The sequence below is a fragment of the Collinsella sp. LCP19S3_D3 genome, from assembly GCF_052121455.1.
Lineage (GTDB): Bacteria > Actinomycetota > Coriobacteriia > Coriobacteriales > Coriobacteriaceae > Collinsella.
In genome coordinates this window covers 26,949-39,719 of record NZ_JBQKEF010000018.1, presented here as the reverse complement: position 1 = coordinate 39,719, position 12,771 = coordinate 26,949, and the positions used below count along the sequence as shown (strand labels likewise).

Sequence of the window (12,771 nt, the reverse complement as noted above, 5' to 3'; positions counted from 1 at the left end):
CGACCTGCTCGGCGAGTCTGCGAAGCAGCTCCTGCATATCGATGGCGCCGTCGTCGAAACGGGGCATAGCGAGCATGTCCGGCGTCGGGTCTGATAAGATTTCCATAGCGGTCTTCGTCCTTTCCTAGAACCTGTTGTTGTGGTGATTTCAGATTCTAGGACGAAGGCCGTTCTTCGTTAAACGAGCGCTAGGGTGTCACCCTTACACCAACATTTTCGACGCGATCGACCTGCTCGGCGAGTCTGCGAAGCAGCTCCTGCATATCGATGGCGCCGTCGTCGAAACGGGGCATAGCGAGCATGTCCGGCGTCGGGTCTGATAAGATTTCCATAGCGGTCTTCGTCCTTTCCTAGAACCTGTTGTTGTGGTGATTTCAGATTCTAGGACGAAGGCCGTTCTTCGTTAAACGAGCGCTAGGGTGTCACCCTTACACCAACATTTTCGACGCGATCGGCGGCACCATCATGGGCGAGAGCGATACGAGCGGCGAAGAGCAGCTGCTAACGCGGGATGACGCATCAGACAAGAAAGGCGGGGCATACGGTGATGAACCGTATGCCCCGCCTTGGCGTAATTAATTACCGCCTAGCCGCGTCGACGCGTGCGACGCAAGCCAATGGCAAGCGCCATGAGACCAAGCGTTGCGAGCGCGTCAGAGACAGCAAACAGACTGTCGCCCGTGCCGGGCATGCCGTCCTTGGAACGCGAGACCGTATGGGCCTTATCGGTCACAGCAAGCTCAAGCGTGCCCGTGCCACTCATGGACCAGACGGCGGGGTTGCTCTCACCCACAGCGGACCAAGACCCGTCCGCGGCAACCGAGAAGGAGAACGACGCGCTCGAGGCGATGCCGTCGCCGATCATGTAACCGGCAGGCGCCGCAGTCTCCGTCACGGTATAGGTCTCCCCGGCCACGAGCTGGGCCGAGCCAAGCGAGGCGATGCCATCGTCGCCGCAAGCAAGCGTGGCAACAGTGGAGCCGTCGGCGAACCGGCCTTCAACAGTAAAGACCGCACCGGGCAGCGCATCGCCGGACCCATTACGCTTGAGCAGCTTAAGGCCAAAAGCCGTATTGGTCACTGTGCCGCAGTCGAGCGGTAGCTCGATGGAACCGGCCACATTATCTGCCGTAACGGTCAGTTCGTTTGTAGCGACTTCCTCGCGATCGAGGTAATAGCCAGCCGCGGGGGCGACTTCGACAAAGCGATAGGTGCCCCAAGCGAGACCCGTCGCCACGATGGAGCCATCCGTATCGGTTGCGCGGCTATCGCCCACATCGACCCAGTCCGAACCGCTCTTGAGCTGCAGCTTAAACGTTGCGCCGGCAATGGGCTGTCCGCCCTCGTCGACTTTGCGCATCGACACGCTACCCAGCAGCGGCTCGTTGGTAACGACGGGAGCCGAGCTGTCTGCCGTGGTGAGCACGTTGCCGACCCCATTGGCAGCATCGAGCACATCGAACGAGCTCACGAGCGAGCCGCCCGGCGCAACCGGCGCATAGCCGGTTGCGGAAACCGTCTCGATCAGCCGATAGCCGCCCTTCTTGAGGCCCGTCACCTTAAGGCAGCCGTCCGCATTTGAGGAATGCGCCGCCACTTGCGTGCCCGTCGCGTCGAGCACATATGAACAGCCGGTCTTAAGCCCGGAGATCGTCACGGAGTCAGTCTTGCCAAGCGGCGTGTAGACGAGCTCGAAGCCCGCACCGTTGACCGGAGATCCGGTCGCGGCATCGCGTTTCTCAATGGCGAGCCCCGCGTTGAACTCGTCGTTCTCGACCTTGACGGCCTTCGTCTCTCCCCTATCGCTGCCACCGAGCGTGAACTCGGTCACCGCGCCGGCCGCGCCGGGCTTCTTGGTGAGCGCGGACTCGCCCGTCTCCACCAGGTAGTGGTCTTACCGCCATCAAGAGAATAGAACACACGGTATTCGTTTCGATTCTGGAGAGCCTGCGCGGACGGGCGGTTGGCGTTGTTGTTATCGGCCCAAAACGTGGTGAACGTGATCTTGCTGCCGTAAGAATCCACAGGGGTCACCGCAGAAACCGGATCCTGAGAGGTGCCCGCCGCAGTGACGGCAACCGTTAGGGAAGCATCGGCCCTATCAATCCCAAGAAGCCCCTCAACATGGGAGCGCGCGGGAATAGTGAGCTCGCAAGTGCGCACGCCCTCGGTCTGCGTCTGTTGTATCGCCCAGTCAAGCGTTGACTCCTCGTCTTTGAGGAGCGCGGAATCGAACATAGGATTAAAGAAAGGCGGAGCACTACTTGCCCAGGCGAAATGCTCGTCTGGGCATTTTCAGACTGATTAAATGCAACATCCATATGCTTGAAAGCGACATCACGAACCGTGCTGCCCTGTGCGGTCAAAGTCGTGAAATACCGTGCAGTTTTACGTTTATATGCGCAGCTTTTCCCTCTCACAAGCTGTGCTTTCTCCGATCATTCCCTGCCGAGATGTAGTATTGCCTCTTGTTTTCATACATTTGCGCATCTGCGGCTTTCAGAAGCGACTCAAAATCCGTGTCCTTTGTGCCGCTTATCGTCGTACCGAGGGACGCGGTAGCCCCCAGTTGGCTTTTTGCCGTTTCCAGTAGTTTCTGAAACGCCGGATGTGTGATGTTTGGCAGAACCGCAATGAACTCATCTCCGCCAAGCCGATACACATGACGCTTTCCGAACACAGATTTCAGCGTCTGTGCGGTCTGCACAATGGCTTTATCACCGGCGTCATGTCCCTTTTGGTCATTTATTTCCTTTAGGCCATTTAGGTCGCACATGACAACCGCCAGGGGAAAGTACTTCTCCAGCTTTTCTGTGTACGCCCAATCCAGTGCTTTTCTGTTTTTACAATCTGTAAGCTGGTCATATAACGCACTGTGCTCCAGTGCATTCGCATTATCGCGCAGTCTTATCATAAAAGAGACCATAAACTCGATCATATCCATCTCATTCGAGATCTCGTGCAGTTTCTCTTTGGGAGGATTGTCCACACCGTAGAATCCGACCATCTTGCCGTTGATTTTGATTGGCCCTGTCACAAGGGTATTGACACCCTGAGGTTTCAGCCGTTCATAGATGGCTTCGTTTGTTTTTTTGCATTCTTCAATGTCAAGGATGATGGCATTGTTAGATTCTTGATATTGTGCAAACCATGTTTCAATGATGCCTTCATACGGCACATCCTGCAGGTTATCTTTTTCTTTGGGTACGCCCGCTTTGCACCACTCGTAGGTGTTGTCAAACGTTCCGCGGTCATTCTGTTCAAAGATGTACGCTCGATCGGCGGTCACACGCTGTCCGATATACTCCACCAGTTGATTCAGCACTTTGTCCGGAGTTGCTTCTGAAGCGGCATACCGAACCATGTCCGTGAGGAATCTCTCGTAATTCAGGAGTCGTTCCTGCGATTCGCGCTTGCTGACTTCCAACGCTTCCATTTCCTTATGGTACAGAATTATCTGGAGCTTGCTTCGCATCATCGTGGCAGTCAGAAACATGCTCAGCACCCCGTACAAAATAACATTCACGAGGTTTTTGGATAGAATTGGGTTGTGCTGCGCAAAGAAAGCAAGTCCGGTATAGAGCAACATGCTGCTCAGGATCAGCCCGTTCATGACCGCCGCTCTAGCGGTAAACAGCAGCGGCGCTACCATCATGAACACAATGTAGTTGACCGTGAGCTCCTCCGGCGTAATCAGCGTTCCCGTAATAATGCCGAACAGCAGCAGCGCGGCAAAAAAGCTGTATACAACCAGCTCTTTCCCCAAGAAGCTTCTAAGTTGACAACGAGAAATGCAAAAATAGAGCAAAGAAAGGAACGTATAGGCCAGATACACCCATTTATATTTTCCGATACTCAGAGAAACCGCACTCAGCAGCGTTATGACTCCAAAGGCAACAAGCGCCACAACAGAATACAGCCGCATGGCTTTCCAGTTTTCTTCCCATGCATCCTGTTTTACTTTCTCATAATCACAACGACTAAACATAAACAAGGAAACGATATTATTCATACGTATTTTTTCAATCTCTGTTTTATTGCTACTTTGCCCGTCCATAACAAACATCTGAATATCCATCAGAATCAGGCCATAGTCACCAGGTTCAAAACAACCTAAATTAGGTTTTATCACTCTCCCGCAATAATTCAAGAAAACCGATACCGATCTTTCGGATATCGCCGGGCGTATTTACTCAGATTCATCCCAACCAATCGAGCATCACACTACGGATAGACGACCTAAACGGCAAGGGAGCTCCAGGGGATACCGCACTAAGACAAACGGGTCTCTAGGCTCGAAAGGCCGTTCAGGGTCAGGTCGTTGGCGACCGCCGAGACGCGCTCGATGGGAACCGAGCCGTCGGATAATGCCCACGTGCGATAGATACCGATAATACCGGACAGCAAAAACGCCAGGTAGTAATCGAACATCTCGTCCTTGAGACCTTGGGGCAGCAGATCGCGCTCGGCAATCTCATGTTCGAGCGGCGCACGAAGACGAGCCATAAAGTCGTCGAGCGGAATGTTTTCAATCAGCTGGCGATTGAGCACCAAATTGTTGCACAGCGCCTCGTTAACGGTTTTGAAGAAGGTCGCCGCCGCTCCGAGTGCTCGTTCGTTGGTGTTACCGCCCATAGAGGAAAGCGTCTTCTCGACTGAGTCGACAATCATCTCGACCACATCCACGGCAATGGCATCGAGCAAGCCGTCCACCGTGCCAAAGTGCACGTAGAAGGTCTTACGATCGACATTTGCCTCGCGCGCGATGGCGCTCACCGTAATATCGGCGAGGGGCTTTTCCATCAGCAGTCGCTCGAACGCCGAAAGAATCGCATTGCGACTGCGAACGATGCGGCGGTCAAGGCGCGGTTTAGTGGTGGCCATAGACGTGTCCCCTTCATGTCAACTGCCCACCTATAGCTCCTGTACAAGTGGGAGATAATCAACGTAAGAGGATTATCCTACATCTAGCATCGCAATGACGAGCATCATTAAGAACGCACGACTCACCAACTGGGCTCTAGGGCCGCTTCTTTTTATTGAGCGCCGCAGGGGAAACGCGGATACCGTCGCCAGTCTGACGAACATAGGTCTTCCGTGCCGGTTTAGAGGCCACAGCAGTCTTTTGAGCATGCTGATTGGGGTCCACGGTAACCTGAGAGGTTGGATGTGCCTTAACGGACGCAGAAGGCTTCTGAGGAGTGCGCCCGAGCTTGCACATCATACGGTCCCAGCGCGCATGGATACTCTCGTTATGAGCGCTCTTAAGGCCCAAAAGAGGGGCGGCCAAAATGGTCGGCGCGATAAAGGTGATCAGACGCCAAAGCAGATAGCCGGCAGTCGCTGCCGTGCCAAAAAAGTGACCCAGGAACAGCGCGAAGCCGCCCTCGGCACCACCGGTGCCGCCAGGCAGCGGGACGGCGGAACTCAACAGCTGTACAAAAGCACTCGCCGCCATGACCGAGAAAAAGTCAACGTCGTACTGACCAAAGGCAAGCATCAAAAAATACGGAACCAGGTAGAAAAACGCCAGCTGCAACATGGTGATGACGACCGTGAGCAGCATGGACGAAAAATGGCCGGCAGAGAGTTTGAATTTCTCGGAGAACGAGTAGATCTCGCCATCGACAAAGGTGCGCCAGCCCTCGATCTTAGTAGCGGAAACGCCCATGCGCTCGAGCCAATTGATAATACAATGTGCGACGCGCGTGACGGTCTTGGGCATCAACGCCACGGCAAAGATGCCGAGAAGAATGCAGCAGTGGCCGCCAAAACTAAAGACGCAAAGCAGCGTCATGTCGCCATAGCGCTCGGCGAAAAACGGCATGCGGGCGAGCAGCAGAATGGCACCCCATGCCACCAAACCAAACTGGTACACGATAAAGCGGGTGAACTGCGTGGCACCCGCTTCGCCCACATTTTGCCCGGCTTTGGTCAGGCGATAAATCTGGGCAGGCGTGGAGCCCATCATCATGGGCGTCAGGTTGCCAAAGAAGATGCCGCTCGCCTCGACCGAAATGAGGTCGCGGATGCCGACAGGCGAATTGGGATCGAGCCATACGGCAATCGCGTACGCCACGATGCCAAAAAACAAGTATAAGAACATGCAGAAGCACGCGGCAGCGAGCCACGGCGCCTGAACGCTAGCCATGGCGGCCCAGAACTGACCCATCTGACCGGTCACGACCAAATAGACAATATAGCCCACCAGCACAATGCCAATAAAGATGGCACCACGACGTGCGCTCTTGTTGTCATCGCCGCCCGAAACATCGACTTGAGGCTTTGGGGTATGCTGAGAGGACTCCGTCATGAGGCTCCTTCTGACCGTCAATGTATCTGGCCTATTGTACCCGTATGGGAGACAAGCAAAACGTAAAGCTATGGGGCAAATGGGATTAACAGACAAGCCCGCAGGTAATAAAAAACCCGCCCTTCGAAAAGAAGGTCGGGTATCCAAAACTTGGTAGCCCGTACCAGATTCGAACTGGTGATCTCCGCCTTGAGAGGGCGGCGTCCTAAACCGCTAGACGAACGGGCCATAAGCCTCAGCAGAAAAGAAGTGGTAGCCCGTACCAGATTCGAACTGGTGATCTCCGCCTTGAGAGGGCGGCGTCCTAAACCGCTAGACGAACGGGCCACATGACATCTGCGCTGCCGTGCTGCGAGGACATATATTACGGGACAAAAAACGCGAGCGCAAGAAGAAATTCCAAATTGGCCAAATTTTGTCGTGAGGTTATGGAACAAGCAGGTCAACCTGGTAGCTAATTTGGGACGGGGCTTTTTTAGCTACCCCTGCCAGAATCACGATTGTTCGTCCTATTGACAGCGGGGGTAGCTAAAAAAGCCCCGTCCCAAATTAGCTACCCCAGGTTGAGGTGGGACAGAAGGGCCTCGCGGGTGTTGGGAATGTTCTTCTCGATCACGGCGTCGAGGGCGACGTTGAGAAGCTGTCCCAGCTCAGGCCCCGGTTTGACGCCGGCGCGAATCAGGTCCCCTCCGTTGATGCCAAGCATCTTAAGCGTATAGGGCTCCCCCGCTTCCAACAGTTCGTGTGCGAGCGAACGCATCTCCTCGATCGTCTCGACGTAATAGAAGCACGACGGTGCCTTACCCAGCGTATCGGCACGCTTAAGGTCCATAAGCTCGTCAATCAAACGCGGCGTGTCGACGCCCTCACCCGAAAGCGAGCGCATCATATTGAGCAAACAAGAGCGCTCGGGGCGCAACGGCTTATCGTGATACCTGATAAGCAGACACACGTCGCGAACCAAATCGTGCGAAAGCGCCAAGCGATCCATAATAGCGCGCGCTTTCTTGGCACCAAGCTCAGGATGACCGTAAAAGTGGCCGCTGCCCGCATGATCGACCGTAAAGCAATCGGGCTTGGAGACATCGTGCAAAAACGCTGCCCACATTAAGCTCGACGAAGGCGCCACGCCGTCACACAGTGCCAGCTCCCCCGCTACCGTCAAAACGCGAGCGATATGCTCGTAGACATTAAAGGCGTGGTAGACGCTGCGCTGGTCAAACCCACGAGCCGGCGCAAGCTCGGGCACGGCGGCGCAAACAAGCTCAGGGTAGCGTAGCATCGCGTCTCCCCCGTGACCGGTCGATAGAATCCCCTCGAGCTCAATGCCCACGCGTTCGCATGCCACGGCATCGAGCAGCGGCGAGCACTCGGCAAGCGCCTGTTTGGTCTTAGGCTCGATCATAAAATCCAGACGGCAGGCAAAACGCACGGCGCGCAGCATGCGAAGCGCATCCTCGTTAAAGCGACGCTTGGGATCTCCAACGGCACGAATCAGCTTACGCTCCAGGTCGCCCTGGCCATCATAACGGTCGACAAGACCGCGCTGGGGATGCCAAGCCATGGCGTTAACGGTAAAGTCACGACGTGCCAGATCGTCCTCAAGCGACGCCGCACGCTCCACACTCTGGGGATGGCGACCATCGGTGTAAAAACCGTCCAGGCGATACGTCGTGACCTCAATACGCTCATCGTCACAAAGGGCGGTAATGCCGCCAAATTTTATGCCCGACTCAACTACCGCAATGCCGGCTGCCTCGAGCGCCGCCTTGGACTCTTGCCACAGGCCGCTACAGCACATGTCAACATCGTGGCTGGGACGTCCCATCAGGGCGTCACGTACCCAACCGCCTACGAACCAGGCCTCGAGACCGGCGTCCTCAAGCGCACGTAGCACACGCAGGGAGGCATCTGTGGGCTGCGTACCGTTGAGCGAAACATTACACATACCTATGGCCTCCTTCGCTTGCGAGCGTTAAACGATGGTTCTCAAGCAGTCTAGCAAGAAACAAGCGTAAGCGCACATGAAATCACATCGTCGATTCGCGCGAACGAGACAGTAGAGCCCATGCGGCCAACAGATAAAAACACCCGCCTCGGAGATCCAAAGCGGGTGTTCGGCAACGATGTGTCTAAACGGTTAGCAGACCCGGCGAACGTCGATGTGCTTCTTATATTCGTCCACCTTGGCAAAATCGCCCAAACCAGGGCACTCGACCACGTTGGCACCGGTTGCCATCGAGAGGCGCAGGGCGTCCTCGACGCACTCGGGGGCATCATGCCACACGGACAGGAAGGCGGCAAGCGAGGAATCGCCGGCGCAGACCGTCGAGAGCAGCTTGACCTCAAAGGTGCGTTTGGCAAACCAAATGTGCTCGCCGTTGGAGAAGTACGCGCCGTCGCCACCAAGGGTCAGCAGCACATTCTTAGCGCCCTTGGCGTGCAGCTCAGCCATAGCGCACTTAACGGACTCGTCGTCGCCACCGCTCACCTTAATGCCAAAGATGTCGAGCAGCTCGTCGTCGTTGGGCTTAATGAGCAACGGCTCCATGGCAATAAGATCGGCCAGCTGATGGCTCGAAATATCGAGCACGAACTCGGCACCCTTTGCCTTAACACGGCGAAGAACCTCGGCCAGGAAACCCTCGGAGGTGTTGGGGGGCAGCGAGCCGCTAATGACCAGGCAGGTCATGTCGTCGAGCGAGTCGATGAGCTCAAACATCTCCTGCTCGTTGGCAGCATTGATGGCAGCGCCTGCATTGACCATGTTGTACTCGGTATCGGGACCAGCGTTGAGGAAAACGTTGACGCGCGTGATGCCGTCAGTCCACACGGGCTTGACGGGCACACCCAGGGCCTCGGCGCCCTTGACGATATACTCGCCTGAGAAGCCGGCAAAAAAGCCCAGGATCGTGGTGTCGACACCGTAGTGATCGAGGGTGAACGAGACGTTGAGACCCTTGCCATTGGGCGTATAGACCGCGTTGCGCGTGCGGGTGACGGTGTTGGCGGAAAGTCCGTCGCAGGAAATGTTGTAATCAATGGCGGGATTTGCAGTGAGCGTGTAAATCATGAATGTTCCTTTCACAAAGCAACGTGATAATGAAAGTATATTCCACGTCTTGTGAAAAGACCATAGCAACTCGGCGAACGGTGTAGAACGCGTGCAGGTCGACAGAAAAGCAGCAAGGCGGGGCAAAAAAATCAGGAGTGCTTGCCCTGAAGCTCATTTGCAATTTACAAATAAGCGCCCCGGCTTAAACCGGGGCGCCATATAGCCACGAATATGTAGCGTTTCGCTTACTTGCGATCGAGCTTGCGGACAGCAACGCGCTTACTATACTCATCGACGTGACCGAAGTCGCCGATGCCCACGGACTCGGCAACGTTGGCGCCGGTGGCCATAGCGAGCTTCATGGCCTCCTCGACGTTATCGCGATCCCTGTACCACTTGTGCAGGAACGCAGCGAGCGTGCAGTCGCCGGCGCAGACGGAAGAGACCAGCTTGATGTTGAACTCACGCTTAGCGTACCAGATGTCCTCGCCGTTGGAGAAGTAAGCGTCGCCGCGGCTACCACGGGTGAGCAGCACGTTCTGGACGCCGGCATCGTGAGCCATCTTCATAGCAACGCGGACCTCGTCGTCGGTGTCGACCGGCACGCCAAAGATGGCCTTCATCTCGTGATGGTTCGGCTTGATGAGCAGCGGCTTCTTGTGAGCGAGCTCCTTGAGCTTGTCGGAAGACAGGTCCAGGACGACGTCGGCGCCACGAGCCTGAGCGTGATCCATGACCTGAGCCAGGAAGTCGGGCGTAGCTTTGGGAGGCACGGAACCAGAGACGATCAGGCACTCAAGATCGCCCGCGGTGTCCAGGATGTTGTAGAGCTCCTTCTGGTGCTCCGGCGTAATCGGGGCGCCGGGGTTAAGGATGCCGTACTCGTGCTGGCCATCGTTGACATAGGTGTTGATACGCGTGATGCCGTCGGTCCAAACCGGGCGGCACAGGCAACCCAGGTTCATAACCTCCTCGACGATGAACTTGCCCGTGAAGCCGGCGAAGAAGCCGAGCGCGACGGTGTCGACGCCCATCTTCTTAAAGGCGAAGGACACGTCGAGGCCCTTGCCGTTAGCCGTGTAGCTGGCCGAGCCGGTGCGGACGTTCTCGTCGGGCTCGAGCGGAGAGCTCGAAACCGTCATGTCGACAGCCGGGTTAGCGGTTAGCGTGTAGAACATTTACAGTACCCCCTGTATATTTGAGGGCCGCGCGGCCAGCCCATTCCAACCACGCGGTTACCTCTGATACCAAATTAGCGAGCGGCGGCCTCAAGCAGCGCCTTGACCTCTTCGGCAGTGGTGCAGGCGAGCGCCTTCTCGGCGAGATCGTCGCACTCGGCCTTGGTCCACTGGCTGATGGTCTTGCGGGCGCGAAGGATAGACGGAGCACTCATCGAGAACTCCTCGAGGCCCCAGCTGATCAGCAGCGGCTCAAGCAGCGGATCGGCAGCGGCCTCGCCGCACATACCGACCATGATGCCAGCCTTGACGCCGCTCTCGATGATGTTCTTGAGCGAGCGAAGCACGGCGGGATAGTACACCTGGTACAGGTTAGAAATGGTGTCGTTACCACGGTCGGCACACATGGTGTAGCCGATCAGGTCGTTGGTGCCGATCGAGAAGAAGTCGGCGACCTCGGCCAGGCGGTCAGCGATGAGCGATGCGGCAGGCGTCTCGACCATAATGCCGACCTCGATGTTCTCGTTGAACTTGCGGCCCTCTTCGGTCAGCTCGGACTTGCACTCCTCGACGAGCTCCTTAACGGCCAAGACCTCCTCGACGCAAGTGACGAGCGGGATCATGATCTTGACATCACCGAAGGCGCTGGCGCGCAGCAGAGCGCGGAGCTGTACCTTGTACTGGTCGGGGTTGGCCAGGCAGTAACGCACGGCACGGAAGCCCATGAAGGGGTTCTCTTCCTTGACCATGTGCAGGTACGGGATCTCTTTGTCGCCACCCACGTCGAGCGTGCGGATGATGACCGGAGCGCCATTGAGCGCGCTGGCAACCTTGCGATAGGCGTTGAACTGCTCCTCCTCGGAAGGAAGTTCGGCGGAATCCATGAACAGGAACTCGGAGCGGAACAGGCCAATGGCCTCGGCGTCGTGATCGAGCGCGTTGGGCACGTCATCGGGGTTACCGATGTTGCAGGCAATGATCTTCTTGATGCCATCGGCAGTCACGGACGGCTTGCCACGGAAAGCCTCGAGGGCTGCCTTCTCGGCAGCGAAAGCCTCGGCCTTGGCAGTGTAGGCGGCAAGCGTCTTCTCGTCGGGATCGGCCTCGACGATACCCTTGCCACCGTCGACGACAACGGTCATGCCGTTGCGCAGCGCGGTGCAGCTGTTGGCAACCGAAAGGACAGCCGGAATCTCGAGGGCGCGGGCGATGATCGCGGAGTGCGACGTGCGGCCACCGGTCTCGGTGACGATACCGGCAACGTGAGCCTTATCGATCGTGGCGGTCATGGACGGCGTAAGGTCGTGCACGACAACAACAGTGTTTTCGGGCAGGACGGAGAGATCGACGACCTCCTTGCCCAAAAGCTCGGCCAGAATACCGGTGCGGATGTCGGCGATGTCTGCCGCGCGCAGGCGGAACATCTCATCGTCCATGGACAGGAACATGTTCTCAAACATGGTCGAGGTGTCCATGAGCGCCTGCTCGGCGCAGGTGCCGCCGTCAATGGCGGCGTTGATGGCGTCGGTCATGCCCGGGTCCTGAGCCAGGACAATGTGTCCGCTCATGATTTCGGCCTCGGCCTCGCCCACCGTCTCCTTCATGTGGTCGGCCTGAGCCTGGGTCTTCTCGCAGAAGACCGAAAGAGCGGTCTGGTAGCGCTCCTTCTCTGCTGCCGAATCAGCAACCTCGTGCGGCTCAAACGTCAAGTCGGGTTCGACGGCAACCATGACGGTGCCGATACCGATGCCCTCGGAAGCGTTGACTCCCTGATACATTCCTATTCCTCTCTCCGTGTCATGTGATAAAGCGTTTTGCCATATCCATGACAAAAGAGCGCAGTTCCCTTTAAACAGGTCACTGCGCCCCCAAATATGAACTTAGTTGTTCAACATGCGACCCGTTTGAGTTCTACTCGCCAAGACCGCTCTTGATGAGCTCGATGGCAGCAGCCAGAGCCTCGGCCTCGTCAGCGCCGTCGCACTTGACCTCGACCTCGGTGCCGCAGGGGATGCCGGCAGCCATGAGGGCCATCGGGGACTTGCCGTTGACCTCCTTCTCGGGGGTGACGACCGTCACGTCGCAGGCATACTTGCCCATGGTGGAGGCGAAGAGGCCAGCCGGACGCATGTGAAGACCCTGAGGATTAACGAGGGTAGCCTTCTCAGAAACCATAATTGACTCCTTATTTGTGTTTAACCCCTATCAGCAATGCGACAGGAGCC

Annotated in this window: 11 protein-coding genes and 2 tRNA genes; all 13 read right to left on the bottom strand. The window is 56.7% G+C overall.

The genetic code is table 11. The annotated features are described in order from the left end of the window. Positions 1-188 precede the first annotated feature (188 nt). Positions 189-332, bottom strand: a complete 144-nt coding sequence (locus tag ACTQXM_RS07595) for a hypothetical protein (protein WP_441048789.1) — start codon at positions 330-332, stop codon at positions 189-191. Positions 333-586: 254 nt separating this feature from the next. Continuing rightward, entirely contained in the window at positions 587-1,882 is a 1,296-nt protein-coding gene (locus ACTQXM_RS07590; protein ID WP_441537475.1) for an MSCRAMM family protein, read from the bottom strand. Continuing rightward, entirely contained in the window at positions 1,828-2,238 is a 411-nt protein-coding gene (locus ACTQXM_RS07585) for a hypothetical protein (protein WP_441547636.1), read from the bottom strand. The genes ACTQXM_RS07590 and ACTQXM_RS07585 overlap by 55 nt, the downstream gene beginning before the upstream one ends. A 178-nt stretch (positions 2,239-2,416) precedes the next feature. After that, positions 2,417-4,078, bottom strand: coding sequence for a sensor domain-containing diguanylate cyclase (locus ACTQXM_RS07580; RefSeq protein WP_441547635.1), 1,662 nt, complete (start codon positions 4,076-4,078; stop codon positions 2,417-2,419). A gap of 194 nt (positions 4,079-4,272) precedes the next feature. Then, a complete protein-coding gene (locus tag ACTQXM_RS07575) occupies positions 4,273-4,884 on the bottom strand; it encodes a TetR/AcrR family transcriptional regulator (RefSeq protein ID WP_154515566.1) in 612 nt (203 codons plus the stop codon). Positions 4,885-5,020: 136 nt separating this feature from the next. Further along, the gene (locus tag ACTQXM_RS07570) at positions 5,021-6,313 is read right to left on the bottom strand and encodes a lysylphosphatidylglycerol synthase transmembrane domain-containing protein (RefSeq protein WP_154515563.1); all 1,293 of its coding nucleotides are present in this window, start codon (positions 6,311-6,313) and stop codon (positions 5,021-5,023) included. A gap of 151 nt (positions 6,314-6,464) precedes the next feature. After that, positions 6,465-6,541 (bottom strand) — tRNA-Glu (locus ACTQXM_RS07565). Between the two features lie 22 nt (positions 6,542-6,563). Further along, positions 6,564-6,640 (bottom strand) — tRNA-Glu (locus ACTQXM_RS07560). 226 nt (positions 6,641-6,866) lie between these two features. Continuing rightward, positions 6,867-8,261, bottom strand: coding sequence for a CCA tRNA nucleotidyltransferase (locus ACTQXM_RS07555; protein WP_441537473.1), 1,395 nt, complete (start codon positions 8,259-8,261; stop codon positions 6,867-6,869). A 192-nt stretch (positions 8,262-8,453) separates the two neighbouring features. Beyond that, the gene (locus ACTQXM_RS07550) at positions 8,454-9,386 is read right to left on the bottom strand and encodes a 1-phosphofructokinase family hexose kinase (protein ID WP_441537472.1); all 933 of its coding nucleotides are present in this window, start codon (positions 9,384-9,386) and stop codon (positions 8,454-8,456) included. A 227-nt stretch (positions 9,387-9,613) separates the two neighbouring features. After that, positions 9,614-10,546: a 1-phosphofructokinase family hexose kinase gene (locus ACTQXM_RS07545; RefSeq protein WP_154515554.1), complete on the bottom strand. Its 933-nt coding sequence runs from the start codon at positions 10,544-10,546 to the stop codon at positions 9,614-9,616. Between the two features lie 74 nt (positions 10,547-10,620). After that, a complete protein-coding gene (gene ptsP, locus ACTQXM_RS07540; protein ID WP_441537471.1) occupies positions 10,621-12,324 on the bottom strand; it encodes a phosphoenolpyruvate--protein phosphotransferase in 1,704 nt (567 codons plus the stop codon). A 133-nt stretch (positions 12,325-12,457) separates the two neighbouring features. Continuing rightward, complete coding sequence (locus ACTQXM_RS07535; RefSeq protein WP_022094575.1) at positions 12,458-12,721, bottom strand: HPr family phosphocarrier protein; 264 nt, start codon at positions 12,719-12,721, stop codon at positions 12,458-12,460. Between the last annotated feature and the right edge of the window lie 50 nt (positions 12,722-12,771).